Here is a 13,921-nt window from a genome sequence, read left to right on the forward strand (position 1 = left end):
ATGAACTATGCTAGATGGTCGAACCCGTTGGTCCGTACACCCCCCAAGTCCGGACCAGCGGGTTCTTCCATGCCCGGGGGATTTCCGGCCCGTTTGGGCCGCAGTGAGAGGATGGACTAATGACTGCAACCCTTGTTGCCAAAGATCTTTCCGGTGGTCACGACCACCGCACACTCTTCTCAAAACTTTCCCTCACGGTGGCCCCGGGCGACGTCGTCGGCGTCGTGGGCGCCAACGGTGCCGGCAAATCCACCCTGCTCCGCCTGCTGGCCGGTGTGGACCAGCCTTTGTCCGGCTCGGTGAGCCTAGCCCCGGCCGATGCCTTCGTGGGCTGGTTGCCGCAGGAACACGAGCGGGTTGCCGGTGAAACTGTGGCTGCCTACATTGCCAGGCGCACTGGCTGCGCGCAGGCCACCGCAGAGATGGAGTCCACCGCCGAAGCGCTGGGCTCGGGAGCAGCCGGCGCTGACGACGCCTACTCGCTGGCCTTCGACCGCTGGATGGCCTCCGGCGCGGCGGACATGGACGAACGCATTGCCCCGGTCCTTGCCGATCTTGGGCTGGACGTGGGACCCGACGCGCTCATGACCGGACTTTCCGGCGGACAGGCCGCCCGGGTAGCCCTGGCCGCCCTGCTGCTGAGCCGCTTCGACGTGGTCCTGCTCGACGAGCCCACCAATGACCTGGACCTCAACGGACTGGCCAAGCTGGAAGCGTTCGTGCAGGGGCTGCGGGGCGGTGTGGTCCTGGTGTCCCACGACCGTGAATTCCTGGCCCGCTGTGTCACCACCATCGTGGAACTGGACCTGGCCCAGAACTCCGTCTCGGTCTACGACGGCGGTTACGAGTCCTTCCTGGAGGAACGGGCCGTGGCACGCCGCCACGCCAGGGAGCGTTATGAAGAGTACGCCTCCACCAAGGCCGACCTCGTCTCCCGCGCCCGGACCCAGCGCGAGTGGAGCTCGCAGGGCGTCCGCAACGCCATGAAGAAAAGCCCGGACAATGACAAGATCCGCCGGGCAGCTTCCACCGAATCGTCGGAGAAACAGGCGCAGAAGGTGCGCCAGATGGAGTCCCGCATCGCCCGGCTGGACGAAGTGGAGGAGCCCCGCAAGGAATGGCAGCTCCAGTTCAGCATTGGCCAGGCCCCGCGCTCCAGCGCCGTGGTGGCAACGCTGAGGGACGCCGTCGTGCGGCAGGGGGACTTCACCCTGGGCCCGGTGAACCTGCAGCTCAACGCCGGAGAACGGATCGGCATCACCGGCCCCAACGGTGCCGGCAAATCCACCCTGCTCCGGCTGCTGCTCGGTGTGCGGCAGCCTGATGACGGCAATGCCGCCATGGGCGCCTCGGTGGCCACCGGCGAAATCGACCAGGCCCGCGGCCTGCTGGCTGGCCACCTCAAACTGGGCGACGCCGTCGAGGCCGTGCTGACGGAGCTGACACCGGCGGAGGTCCGGACGCTGCTGGCCAAGTTCGGCCTGAAGGCGGACCACACATCGCGGCCGGTCGACTCGCTGTCCCCGGGGGAACGGACGCGCGCGGCGCTGGCGCTGCTGCAGGCGAGGGGCGTGAACCTGCTGGTCCTCGACGAGCCCACCAACCACCTGGACCTGCCCGCCATCGAGCAGCTCGAGGAAGCACTCGAAAGCTACGACGGCGCCCTGCTCCTGGTGACCCATGACCGCCGGCTGCTGGAAAACGTTCGGCTGGATGTCCGCTGGAACGTCGAGGACGGCGTGGTCACCGAACTGCTCGCCGTCGCCGGAACTTCCGCGGCCGCAGCCGGACCCGTCACGAAAGGTCAGTCCCGATGAGCATGGACCGGGTTGCCTGGAGCTCCCTTTACAACATCACGCGGGCCTCAAGCGGCTCCAAGCCGTTCTCCAAGGCGACGCTGAAGCGGGTGTTCGGTTTTGCGCGCCCGCACCGGGGCAAGCTGATCGCCTTCGTGCTGCTGTCCATCGCCATGGCGGTCCTCGCCGTGGCCACGCCGGTCCTCGCCGGGCAGGTGGTGGACGCCATCATTGCCGGCGTCGGGGCCGACGTCGTGATCGGGCTGGCTGCGCTCATCGCCGTCGTGGCCGTGGCGGAAGCCGGGCTGGGACTTGTGACGCGCTGGCTGTCCTCCACCATCGGCGAGGGCGTGATCGTGGACCTGCGGACCAAAGTGTTCGACCACGTCCAGAAAATGCCCATCGCCTTCTTCACCCGCACCCGGACCGGGGCCCTGGTCAGCAGGCTCAACAACGACGTCATCGGCGCGCAGTCCGCCTTCGCCGGAACGCTCTCCGGCGTGGTGAGCAACGTGGTGGCCCTGGCGCTCACGCTCGCCGTAATGCTGGGCAAGTCCTGGCTTGTGACCGTGCTGGCCATGATCCTGCTGCCGATCTTCCTCATCCCGGCCCGCCGGATGGGTTCGAAGCTGGCCGACCTGCGGCGCGAGGCGGCCGAACACAACGCCGCCATGGGCACCCAGATGACCGAACGCTTCTCCGCGCCGGGTGCCACGCTGGTCAAGCTCTTCGGACGCCCCGATGAGGAGTCCCGCGAGTTCGCCGTGCGTGCCGGACGAGTCCGGGACATCGGCGTCCGCACCGCGATGCTCCAGTTCACCTTCGTCACCGCGCTGACCCTGGTCTCGGCGCTGGCGCTCGCCCTGGTGTACGGGTTGGGCGGCTGGCTTGCGCTGTCAGGCCAGCTGGCCGCGGGCGACGTCGTGGTGCTGGCACTGCTGCTCACCCGCCTTTACGCGCCGCTCACAGCGCTCTCCAACGCGCGCGTGGAAATCATGAGCGCCCTGGTGAGCTTCGAGCGGGTCTTCGAGATCCTTGACCTCAAGCCCCTCATCCAGCAAAAACCCGACGCCGTGGACGTTCCGCCGGGACCCGTTTCGGTTGAATTCGACGACGTCAGGTTCGCCTACCCCTCGGCTGACAAGGTGTCCCTGGCCTCGCTCGAGGACGTGTCCACGCTGGACACCCGCGGCGGCGAGGAAGTGCTGCACGGTGTCAGTTTCCGGGTGGAGCCGGGCCAGACAGTTGCCCTGGTGGGTTCCTCGGGCGCCGGCAAGTCCACGATCGCCCAGCTGCTGTCCCGGCTGTACGACGTCGATTCCGGCGCCGTGCGACTTGGCGGTTCCGTTCCCGGCAGCGGTTTGGACGTCCGCGACGTCACTTTCGATTCGATGCGGGCGACGCTGGGCATGGTGACCCAGGACGGCCACCTGTTCCACGAATCCATCGCCTCCAACCTGCGGCTGGCCCGTCCGGACGCCACCGAAGAGGACATGTGGGACGTGCTGCGCCAGGCCCGGCTCGAGTCCATGATCCGTGCGCTGCCTGACGGCCTGGACACCGTGGTGGGGGAGCGCGGCTACCGGCTCTCCGGCGGTGAACGCCAGCGCCTCACCATCGCCCGGCTGCTGATTGCGCAGCCCCGAGTGGTCATCCTGGACGAAGCCACGGCCGCCCTGGATTCCACCAACGAAGCGGCCGTCCAGGCCGCGCTGGGGGCAGCGCTCGAAGGCCGCACCGCCGTCGTGATTGCCCACCGGCTGTCCACCATCCGCGCCGCGGACATGATCCTGGTGGTGGAGGACGGCGCCATCGTGGAACGCGGCACCCACGCCGCGCTGCTCGAGGCGGAAGGCCGGTACGCGGAGCTTTACCGCACGCAGTTCGCGGAAGCGACAGCGGTGGTCAAAGAAGCCGTCCCGGAGTACTAGACCCGGTCTGCGGCCAGCGCGGGCAGGATGTGGCCCGTCAGCAGCGGGGCGAGGTCGGCCGGGAGTTCTGCGGCCAGGTCCAGCCAGCGGATTTCGGCGATCTCCGCGGAAGGACGCGCGCTCCAGGTGCCCGGGGCGCTGAAGACGGTTGCTTCGATGTCCGTGGCGGCCTCATTGGCGGCGTCGGCCAGCCACACGCCCATGAGCCGGAGATGGTCCGGCGCCACGTTGATGCCCACCTCTTCCAGCAGTTCGCGCGAGGCGGCCTGGGCAGCGGTTTCGCCGGGTTCGGGTTTGCCGCCAGGGTGCATGAATTTGTCGGTGCCGCGCTTGCGGACGGTCAGCAGGCGGCCGGCCTCGTCATAGACGCAAACGGCGGACACAACTATGCGGTCTTTCACGGCTACGACCCTAGCCCATCCGTGCCGCGTTCATTTGGGGGCGGGCCATTTGGGGCCGGGTCATCAGCGTCCAGCCGCCGGAGCACGGATTCCAGGAGCAGGTCCTTCCGCGGCCCCCGAACGTCCCAGGCGTAGCTGAATTCATGCGGCCCGCGGAGGGCATACGTGACGCGGTAGCTGTCGGGGTCGCACCAGTGCCGGTCCTGGCTGGCTTCTGTCCGGAAGCTCATCCGGTGGAACGGCCGGCCGTCCGGAAACGTCATGTCCATCGCATCGGGGGAGTCCGCGGGATGAAGGAGGTAGTCCCGGCTTGCCGGGCCGGTGTACGTGTCCCCGGCGGGAGTAGGCCAGCGCATGGTGCCCTCTTCGTGAAAGGCGAGGCCGCCGTCGTCGTTTTTTGGGGAAAAGCGCGCGACGCCGGTGAAGGTTCCCCGGGCGTCCGAGCTGCGGTCCCACAGGGTGCGCTCCACGGACCAGCTGCCCAGCAGGTAGGCGCGCAGATCAAAGTTCAAGTGCCCTCGATTGGAATCGAACCAACGACACCGGCTTTAGGAGAGCCGTGCTCTATCCACTGAGCTACGAGGGCGGGCGTCCGAAGCGGTTGGCACCAGGCCGTCCTGTTCGGGCACGGATACAAGCATACAAGGTGCTGGCGCGTATACGCTCATGGCATGACCGCAGCAACACCAGCAACTTCCTACCGGGCCGGGTTCCTTCCGGACATCGCCTCCACCCGGGAGTATTTCGGGGCGTGGGCCAAGCTGAGCGTGCTGCAGTATTTCGTGGCCGAAGCGGCAGTGATCGCTGCCTGGGCGGGACCGGAACCCTACGACCGCCGGACCGGCTTCATCAGCGATCTTGGTGCCGTGCAGTGCGGTATCCACGAAGACAGGGATGTGTGCTCGCCGCTGCACGCGCTGATGAATGCGTCGTTCGTGCTGCAGGGCCTGGGCATGGTGCTGGGGGCGCTGTTCCTCAGTTCGGCGCTCCTGTGCGTCGCAGCGCGGCCCGGTGTCCGGCTCGCCTTTGGTGCCGGCCACCGTGGTCCCTGGTTCACCGCCCTCGCGGCCAAGGTCCTGACCTTCACGGCCGGAGCCGGGACTGTCATTGTGGGGCTGGTGCCCGAGGATGTCGGCTGGTTCGCCGTGCATCTGACCGGTGCCGTGATGTTCTTCCTCGGCGGAGCGCTGGCACTGCTGCTGTTGGGGGCGCTGTGGCTGAGGCAGTCACCCCTGGGCTGGTTCATCCTGTCCTGCGGAGCTGTCTCCCTGGTGGCGCTGGCCCTCGGCGGAATCACCGGAATGCGTGTCCCGGAGCCGGGCACGCTGGAGCGCTTTACGGGCTACCCCGTCACCACCGGCCTGGCCGCGGCGGGACTTGTGATCGCCCAGCGCGTCCGCAGGGAACTGAAGGTGCGGAAGGCGGCGCGGGCGGCAGCACACGCCCGCCCGACCGGCGTGATGTGAGGACCGGGGTCGCGATGTGAGGGCCTGGGCTACGAAGCGAAATACTCGCGCAGCGGCCTGAGGTTTTCCAGCCCGGTGTAGCCAAGATCGTCCACTGACACGGACTGCGTTTTGTCCGGTGAGAACACACTGACGGAAAGGGTGCCGCTCTCCAGGTCCGCAGTGCGTTCCAGCATTGCGGTGATGACGGTTCGAAGAATTTCCTTGAGTTCAGCGGGATCCTGCGTGTCGGCGACAACAACGGCTCCGAGGAAGTTGCCGGAGGTGTTGACTTTGGCCGTCGCTGTGGAGGACACGACGCCCGGTACGGACGTGGCTGCGTCGTCCAGAGTGGCCTTGAGCTGCTCCTCCCTGGACGGTCCCCCGAAGCCGCATCCACTCAGGAACACGGCCGCAACAACTATGGGGGCGGCCCACTGGAACAGTCGTTTGAGACGCCTCATGTCACTGCTTTCGGGAGACATTGGATACGATCGATTTCGCTTGCGCTGGATCTGGGGTGAGGAACTGCTGCGTTGAGCTCTTTTGACTGTACTCGGCAATAGGACCGCTTCCGCCGTACTTGGCCGCCGACTCCGCATACAGGTCACCCGCGTGATAGCCGATCCCGCCAATGTCCGGCTTGACGTCAGGATTGGGCAAGGTGACCCGCACAGCAGAATTGTCGGGGCTGGCGGATACAGCGCCTCCCGGCCCAACGGCCACGTCGTTCAGGTCCAGCTTGGGCACAGGATCGCCCGCATGCTGCAAAGCGAGGACGTCAATGGTCGCGGGGACGGGAGCGGAGTCCACCGGAGACCCGTAGGTCACCACGTTGGTGACGTTGAAGCGGTCCGTGAAGCTCCCGTCCGCGGCCAGGGCCACCGCGATCATCCCGCCTTGGGAGTGTCCCGACAGCATGACCGGCGCGCCGGGCGGAATCCCGGCCTGTTCCATGGCTATCCTGACGGCTTCGGCCGCGGTGGAGAGGTTTCCGCCGGCCGGTTCGAGGTTGCCCGTCAGGTCCGTTGCGTTCCCGGCACCGTCCGGCAGCCAGCGGGTGGTGCCGGGAATGCTCACAATGAAAGCCGGCGGTTCCCCGGGCTTCTGCACGGTGGTAATGCGGATACCCGTATCCGGGGTTCCCGGCCGGCCTGCATCATCGTAAGCTGCGTTGGTTGTCTGCACAATCGCGCTGATGGACGCCGGCACCGGCGTGTTCATCCGCCCGTCTGAGCCGCGACCCGATCCGACGTCCACACGGATCGGATCTCCGGCCACGGGCCTTCCGTCGTCGAATACGTGCGGGTTGTGCGTGCCCATAGTCCCGGTGGTGATGACCAGGGTGGCTGTCGCCCCCGCGAGCAACAAGGTGTTGGAAGCGAATTCGGTAACGGACGGTGGCTCCCCTTCCGTGATCCAGCGCCAGCCCATGGCGCCGAAGTGGCCAAGCTTGTCACCGGCATTGTCGGAGGCGTCCATGAGGTTTCCCCAAGGAGGCGGTGCCACGTCCCGCAACAGGTTCCATCCAGCCCTGGCTGATTCATCGACAGTGCTGAGGAATCCGGCGGTGCCATCCCAGAGATCATCGACGTTGCCGGCGAGGGTGCCAATCAGAGGGTCAAACAATGAAGGGAGGTCCGGCTTCCCTTGCGGTCCGGCTTCCAGGCCTTGGTGTCCGCTGGCAACAAGCTGCTCCTCGACATTGCGTTTTACCGCGTTCGAGGCCGCATTGAGCGCGTGCGCAGTTCCAATCAGCTGCTGCCGGTGTCCGGACCACTCACCGTGGAACTTCCGCCCGTCAGGCCCCTCCCAGGGTGTCTTGGTGATCAGCGGCGTTAGGCTGCCCCTCAGTGAAAGGAGCCGTTCGCTGGCCCGCGCCAAGTCCTCGCTGAGGCGCCGGCCGGACTCGGTGTCCATCCCGTAAAGTGCCATTGTTATGCCGCCTGAGCCGAGGCGCTCGCCAGGAATCCGCGGACACCCAGGATCCGCCAGGCGAACTCGCGGCAGATGTCGCCCGGTGGAACTTCGACGGCGAGCAGGGTCGCCGGGTCCGCCGCCGTGCGGAGCGAGTACAGCTGCCCGGCCAGTGCCCAGACATCGGCGCTGTAGCGGCTCGGTTCGGCCTCCGCAGCGGACGCAGTCACCTCCATGCGCACCGTGCAGCGCGCATTGGCCAGGGCTGCAGGCACTCCGCCGCGTCCGGCCGACTCGGACGAGGACGTGCCGCCGCCGGGCGCAACTGTCGTGCGGCGGGCGTCGAAACCGGACGCTTCCGACGCGCTTGCCTGCAGTTCGGACAAGGCCGGCAGGCTGCGGGCCACGGCCGCCCAGGCATGTTCCTCCTTGAAGAAGGAAACTTCGACGACGTTGGGCACTTCCGCCACCTCAACGCTGCCCGCAGTGCGGCTTAGCGTTCGCCGGTAGGAGGCTCCGACGCCGCGGCCGGCAGCGAGGGCGAGCTCGCAATGCGAGGACAGCGCCTCCGTTTGCGCGACCGTGGTGACCTTGACGGGGGCGAACGCCGAGATCCATGCCGCCAGCACCCACTGGCTGGAAATGTTGCCGCCTGAATCCACAATTCCGGCCTGTGCCAGTTCAGCTTCGACGCTCCGGGAGTCCTCCCGACTTATTTCCCCGATGGCCTTGGCCGCCGCGATATCTGCCGGGCTGCCGAAGCTCCCGCCCGGTTCGGGTGCCATGACAGCTGCCGCCCGGTGGACTGTTGTGGCCCAGGCTAGACCGCTGATCTCGAAAATGTTGAGATGCGGACTGGACAGTACTTCCCCCCATGGTTCCCCCAATGCCAAGTTGTCCTGATGTTGGACAGCTGGTGCCCACAGTAATCAGCGGCCAGGCAAAGCGGAATGGGGAGTACTTCCCGGCGCGGCCGGTCCGCGGGAAGTTGCGGGGGTGACTAGGGCTGTTTCCGTCGCCGACCCAGGAAAACCGCGGCGCCGCCCGCCAGCAGGCTCAGCACCAGGAGCACCCAGCCGGCAACGGTGAGGGCCGAAGCGAGCGACACCTGGCCGCCGTCGACCGTTGCCGCGGACATCATGGAATCGATGGCGGCGTTTCCCCAGAGCCGGACGGCAGCGAACAGGAGCGGCAGCGCCCAGAGTGCCCAGCGAAACGCTTTCCGCGCGACGTTGGTGCCGATCAGCAGCAGCCACGTAAAGCCGAAAATCAGCGGAAACAGGGTGCCCGCCGTCTTGTGGAGGTAGTTGAGCTGGCCCCTGGCGTCCCCGTCCATCGCTGCCCGCAGCTGCTCTACGAAACCCTGGTCGAAGCCGCCCACCAGCGAATCTGGCATCGGCAGGCCGCCGGAGAGCTGGGTGAGCTGGTTCAGTGTCAGCAAATGCAGGTACCAGAACAGGAACAGGCTGGCCACCACGCCCGCGATGAGGATCAGGCTGCTGTTGTTCTGCGCCTTCTCCGGGGTCCGCCGGGTGGTGGGGTTGATCACCGGCGGCAGGTGGTGCTGGGGAACGGAAGCGTTCGCGCCGTGTTTCTTGATCCGCTGTGCTGGGGTCTTGGCCATGGGTACATTATCGTCGCTCCTGTGCATCGCTTCCTGTTCGGCTCCTGTTCCCCGCCTGTTCTATGCCTGCGGCCGCAGATAGGCTGGGACGCGTGACGGAACTCGGAAGACACAAACTTGGCAGGCACAGCGCGGCGGAACTGAACGCCGGCCTGGACGATTACCAGCTGGCCGAAGCCCTGGTACGCGAAGCCGGAATGCTGGCACTGATGATGCGCCAGGGCGGCCTGGAAGGCCAGCAGAAAACGTCAGTGTCGGACGTCGTCACGGCGGCCGACCACGCTGCGGAAGCCTACGTGCTCGACCAACTGCGGCGCTGCCGCCCGGACGACGGCATCCTGGGGGAGGAGGGCGCCTCCGTCGGCGGGAGCAGCGGCCGGACCTGGGTGATCGACCCCGTGGACGGCACCTACAACTTCCTGCACGGGTCCACGTACTGGTGCTCCGCGCTGGCACTCAAAGACACTTCCGGCACGGTTCTTGGCGCCATTTTCCAGCCCGAGGAGGACAAGCTGTGGCTGGGCGGCACCAAGCGGCCCGCCACCCTGAACGGGGACCGGCTGGCTTCCTTCCACACGGACAACGGCGCCCGGCCGCTGAAGCCGCTCGCTGACCAGGGCGCCGCGACCTACATCCACCCCACCTGGCTCGCGGACCCGCTGTGCGCCATGCCGTGGCATGCCGCCGCCACCGCCGCCGCCGCGTTGCGGATGTTCGGTTCCGGATCCTGCGACCTCGGCCGGGTGGCGGACGGCGAGCTGGACTGCTGGTACCAGCACAGCTGCCCCGAATGGGACTGGCTGCCGGGGAAGGCAATCGTCCTCGCCGCCGGCGGAGCCGCCGAGACCGTCCGCGTCAACGGACTGGAATGGTTCATGGCGGGAGGCGCGACGGCGGTGCGGCAGCTTCGTGCGGCGCTGCAATCCGGCTCGGTGGAGTGAAGCCGGACGTTAGTGTCGGCCCCACCGCCTAGACTTATAGCACCATGGATATGTTGTTTGACCCCTATGCCGACGGACCGTTCAAGGCTGCCCCGAAGGCGGCAGCGCTCACCAAGTCGCGCCCCGGGCTCGGGGACGAGGCGGTGCACTATGGGAACGGCGGGCCGCGATCCGAGGGAGAATGGGCGCGTCCCAGGCTGCCCGGTGCGGAAGAACTCCTGCAGGGCCTGAACCCCCAGCAGGAAGAAGCAGTCAAGCATGCCGGCAGCGCGCTGCTGATCGTTGCCGGCGCAGGGTCGGGAAAGACCCGTGTCCTCAGCAACCGGATCGCGTACCTCATCGCCACCAAGCGCGCCCATCACGGCGAGATCCTGGCCATCACCTTCACCAACAAGGCGGCCGCGGAAATGCGCGAGCGCATCGAGGCGCTGGTAGGCGGCCGGGCCAAGATCATGTGGATTTCCACCTTCCACTCGTCCTGCGTGCGCATCCTCCGCCAGGAAGCCGCCAACGTTGGGCTCAAGTCCAATTTCTCCATCTATGACTCCGCCGACTCCCTGCGGCTTGTCACCCAGGTGGCCAAAGGCCTGGACCTGGATCCCAAGAAGTTTCCGCCCAAGGCCATCCAGCACAAGATCTCGGCGCTGAAGAACGAGCTGATCGACGCCGATTCCTACGCGTCCTCCGTCAATTACAACGACCCCTTCGAGCAGGCAGTGGCCGAGGTCTTCAAGGGCTACACCCAGCGGCTGCGCCAGGCCAACGCCATGGACTTTGACGACCTCATCGCCGAAACCGTTTACATGTTCCGCGCCTTCCCGGCCCTCGCCGAGTCGTACCGTCGCCGCTTCCGGCACGTCCTGGTGGACGAATACCAGGACACTAACCATGCACAGTACGCACTGGTCCGCGAGATTGTGGGGGAGGGGCCCGGTGCATCCGAACTCACCGTGGTGGGCGATTCCGACCAGTCCATCTACGCGTTCCGCGGGGCGGACATCCGCAACATCGTGGAGTTCGAAAAGGACTATCCCAACGCCCGCACCATCAAGCTTGAACAGAACTACCGTTCCACCCAGAACATCCTCACCGCAGCCAACTCGGTGATCTCCCGGAACCCCAACCGGCCGGAGAAGCGGCTCTGGACCGCCGAGGGGGACGGCGAGAAGATCATCGGCTACGTGGGCGAGAACGAACACGACGAAGCCCAGTTCATTGCCAAGGAAATCGACAGGCTGCAGGACGAGGACAACCTGCGCCCCGGCGACGTCGCCATCTTCTACCGCACCAACGCCCAGTCGCGTTCCATTGAAGACGTTTTGGTGCGCGTAGGACTGCCGTACAAGGTGGTGGGTGGCACGCGCTTCTACGAGCGCAAGGAAATCAAGGACGCCCTCGCCTACCTGCGCGTGCTGGTAAATCCCGACGACGACGTCAACCTTCGCCGGGTGCTCAACGAACCCAAACGCGGCATCGGCGACCGCGCCGAGGGCGCCGTGGCAGCATTGGCAGAACGCGAACGGACCTCGTTCATGGCAGCCGCCCGACGGGCGGATCAGGCACCCGGCATGGCCACCCGCTCCGTCAACGCAGTGCTGGGCTTCGTGAAGCTCCTCGATGACCTCGCCGAGGTGGCCAGCGGTTCCGGTGCTGCGGCCGCTCTGGAAGCCGTCCTGGAGCAGACCGGCTACCTTGCCGGGCTGCGGTCCAGCACGGATCCCCAGGACGAGTCCCGGGTGGAGAACCTCGCCGAACTTGTCGCCGTCGTGCGTGAATATGAACAGGAGAACCCCGACGGTTCCCTGGGCGCCTTCCTGGAGCAGGTGTCGCTCGTCGCGGACGCCGACCAGATCCCGGACGCCCCCGGCGGTGATATTGACGCCGCCGTGGCGGAGGCCAAGCGGCTGGGCGTGGTGACGCTGATGACCCTCCACACGGCCAAGGGCCTGGAGTTCCCCGTGGTGTTCCTCACCGGCATGGAGCACGGGCTCTTCCCGCACCAGCGTTCGGCCACCGATCCCAAGGAACTCGCCGAGGAACGGCGGCTGGCCTATGTGGGCCTCACCCGTGCCCGGAAACGCCTCTACGTGACCCGCTCGGAAGTCCGCAGCATGTGGGGCCAGAGCCAGTACAACCCGGCCAGCCAGTTCATCGAGGAGATCCCGGCTGACCTGGTGGAGTGGCGGCGTGAAGGAACCAGCCGGCAGGTGGGCGGCTGGGGGAGCGGTGCTTCCATCGGGTCCAGCCGGTACGGCGGCTCGTTCTGGGGCGCCGGCACCGCCCGCGGCAATGGTGCAAGCCCGACCGCCGGCTTCAACGCCGACGTGCCCGCCGCCGTCGCCAAGAACCGCGTCCAGCCGCAAAAGGAAGTCGTGGCGGTCAGCGTGGGGGATAAGGTGAACCACACGAGCTTCGGCAACGGAACTGTCCTGGCTGTTGAAGGTGCGGGGGACAAGACCGTGGCCAAGGTGAAGTTCAGCGTGGGCGAAAAGCGCCTGCTGCTGAGGTACGCCCCGCTGACAAAGCTGGACGCCTAGCAAAACAGAACTCGGAGGGGGACCGTGAAGATTCTATTCGCCAGCCAGGCCATTGACGGGCATTTCAATCCCATGAGCGGCGTTGCCATGCGCCTGAAGGACGCCGGCCACGACGTCCGCTGGTACACGGGCCCCGTGTTCACCGCGAAGCTTCAAAGCCTTGGCATTCCCCTTTTTCCCTTCCGCCGGGCCGTTGAACACCGGGCGGACAACCTGAACGAGCTCTACCCGGATCGCGCCAGGCTCAAGGGCCCCAGGGCCATCGGATTCGACGGCGAAAAGATCTTTGCCAGCAACATCAGCAACTTCTTTGAGGACATCCGGGAGGTGCAGGCGGACTTCCCGTTTGATGTCGTGGTGGCTGACAGTTCCATGTTCATCCACCGGCTTGTGTGCCACCTGATCGGCAAGCCGGTGGTGAATTTTGTCGCCATCCCGAACATGGAAAGCGACCCGCAGGTGCCGCCGCTCTTCTTCGGGTTCCGGCCGCCCCGCAATCCCCTCGAAAAAGGCCTCCAAACGTTGGCAGGGCTGCTCTCGGACAAAGTCATCCTCCGGCCGGCCAGCCAAAGCTACCGCAGGCAGCACGCCGCCTATGGGCAGACCGTCCCGAGGCAGGGCCGGCTGACGGACGAGCCCTACCGGTGCTCGGCGGCCATCATCCAGACAGGACCGGAATCCCTGGACTTCCCGCGGCGGCACGTCAATCCCAAAGTCCACTACGTCGGAGCTCTGCTGCCGTACCGCGCGCCCGGGCAGTCCGGCCCCGACGGCGACGGGGAGTTTCCGCGCTCCTATCCCGCGACCTTTCTGGTCACCCAGGGAACCGTGGACAACGCGGACCAGGACAAACTCATTGTTCCGGCCCTGGAAGCCCTCAAGGACATGGATGCACTGGTGATCGTTGCCACCGGGGGCCGCGGCACCGAAGCCCTGCAGGCACGGTATCCGCAGCCCAACGTCGTGGTGCGGGACTACGTTGATTTCGCCAAGGCCTTCGAATTCACCGACGTCTTCGTCACCAACGGCGGATTCGGCGGCGTCCAGCTGAGCCTGTCCAAGGGCGTTCCCTTGGTGGTGGCCGGCATCAACGAAGGCAAAAGCGACGTCAACGCCCGGGTGGAATATGCCGGCGTCGGGATCAGCCTCGGAACCGAGTCCCCCAAGCCGGCGGACATAGCGAAGGCCGTTGCGGACGTCCTGGCCGACCCCGGCTGGAAGCAGCGCGCCCAGAAGATGCGTGAACAATTCGACACGGGGGACCCCGCAGAGGCGGCCGCCGCCGTCGTCGAGCGCGCTGGCCGTCCGGCTTCGGGCTGAAGCGCACCG

General features: G+C 66.6%; 12 protein-coding genes and 1 tRNA gene. 6 read left to right on the forward strand and 7 right to left on the reverse strand.

Features of this window, described 5'->3' with window-relative positions; translation table 11 throughout:
* The first annotated feature begins 119 nt into the window (after window positions 1–119).
* Both J7I92_RS12395 and J7I92_RS12400 read left to right on the forward strand, forming a co-directional pair.
* A complete protein-coding gene (locus J7I92_RS12395) occupies window positions 120–1,817 on the forward strand; it encodes an ABC-F family ATP-binding cassette domain-containing protein (RefSeq protein WP_251039859.1) in 1,698 nt (565 codons plus the stop codon).
* Window positions 1,814–3,727 carry an ABC transporter ATP-binding protein gene (locus tag J7I92_RS12400; RefSeq protein WP_214840906.1) on the forward strand — a complete coding sequence of 638 codons (1,914 nt, stop codon included), beginning with the start codon at window positions 1,814–1,816 and terminating at the stop codon, window positions 3,725–3,727. Before J7I92_RS12395 ends, J7I92_RS12400 begins: the two co-directional genes overlap by 4 nt.
* Here J7I92_RS12400 and J7I92_RS12405 read toward each other — a convergent pair.
* The 3 genes from J7I92_RS12405 to J7I92_RS12415 form a co-directional block, all read right to left on the reverse strand.
* The gene (locus J7I92_RS12405; protein WP_214840913.1) at window positions 3,724–4,128 is read right to left on the reverse strand and encodes an NUDIX domain-containing protein; all 405 of its coding nucleotides are present in this window, start codon (window positions 4,126–4,128) and stop codon (window positions 3,724–3,726) included. The genes J7I92_RS12400 and J7I92_RS12405 overlap by 4 nt on opposite strands.
* Before the next feature lie 2 nt (window positions 4,129–4,130).
* Window positions 4,131–4,640 (reverse strand): DUF6314 family protein, encoded by a 510-nt coding sequence (locus J7I92_RS12410; protein WP_251039860.1) that lies wholly within the window; start codon window positions 4,638–4,640, stop codon window positions 4,131–4,133.
* 1 nt (window position 4,641) lies between these two features.
* Window positions 4,642–4,714: transfer RNA gene (locus tag J7I92_RS12415), tRNA-Arg, on the reverse strand.
* Between the two features lie 85 nt (window positions 4,715–4,799).
* Between J7I92_RS12415 and J7I92_RS12420 the strand changes: the two genes are divergently transcribed.
* Entirely contained in the window at window positions 4,800–5,594 is a 795-nt protein-coding gene (locus J7I92_RS12420; RefSeq protein ID WP_214840915.1) for a DUF998 domain-containing protein, read from the forward strand.
* Between the two features lie 29 nt (window positions 5,595–5,623).
* Here the strand turns inward: J7I92_RS12420 and J7I92_RS12425 are convergent, their stop codons facing one another.
* From J7I92_RS12425 to J7I92_RS12440, 4 genes are all read right to left on the reverse strand, one after another.
* The gene (locus J7I92_RS12425) at window positions 5,624–6,037 is read right to left on the reverse strand and encodes a hypothetical protein (protein WP_214840917.1); all 414 of its coding nucleotides are present in this window, start codon (window positions 6,035–6,037) and stop codon (window positions 5,624–5,626) included.
* A gap of 1 nt (window position 6,038) precedes the next feature.
* Entirely contained in the window at window positions 6,039–7,508 is a 1,470-nt protein-coding gene (locus tag J7I92_RS12430) for a GPI inositol-deacylase (protein WP_214840919.1), read from the reverse strand.
* A gap of 2 nt (window positions 7,509–7,510) precedes the next feature.
* Window positions 7,511–8,275 (reverse strand): hypothetical protein, encoded by a 765-nt coding sequence (locus J7I92_RS12435; RefSeq protein ID WP_214840921.1) that lies wholly within the window; start codon window positions 8,273–8,275, stop codon window positions 7,511–7,513.
* Between the two features lie 215 nt (window positions 8,276–8,490).
* Window positions 8,491–9,114, reverse strand: coding sequence for a hypothetical protein (locus J7I92_RS12440; protein WP_214840923.1), 624 nt, complete (start codon window positions 9,112–9,114; stop codon window positions 8,491–8,493).
* Window positions 9,115–9,176: 62 nt separating this feature from the next.
* Between J7I92_RS12440 and J7I92_RS12445 the strand changes: the two genes are divergently transcribed.
* The 3 genes from J7I92_RS12445 to J7I92_RS24395 are packed head-to-tail and all read left to right on the forward strand — an operon-like array spanning window position 9,177 to window position 13,912.
* The gene (locus tag J7I92_RS12445) at window positions 9,177–10,055 is read left to right on the forward strand and encodes an inositol monophosphatase family protein (RefSeq protein WP_214840925.1); all 879 of its coding nucleotides are present in this window, start codon (window positions 9,177–9,179) and stop codon (window positions 10,053–10,055) included.
* Window positions 10,056–10,105: 50 nt separating this feature from the next.
* Window positions 10,106–12,592 (forward strand): DNA helicase PcrA, encoded by a 2,487-nt coding sequence (gene pcrA / locus J7I92_RS12450; protein WP_396020388.1) that lies wholly within the window; start codon window positions 10,106–10,108, stop codon window positions 12,590–12,592.
* A gap of 24 nt (window positions 12,593–12,616) precedes the next feature.
* Complete coding sequence (locus J7I92_RS24395; protein WP_214840929.1) at window positions 12,617–13,912, forward strand: glycosyltransferase; 1,296 nt, start codon at window positions 12,617–12,619, stop codon at window positions 13,910–13,912.
* Window positions 13,913–13,921 lie beyond the last annotated feature (9 nt).

This window comes from Arthrobacter sp. ISL-72 (assembly GCF_018613755.1).
Lineage (GTDB): Bacteria > Actinomycetota > Actinomycetes > Actinomycetales > Micrococcaceae > Arthrobacter.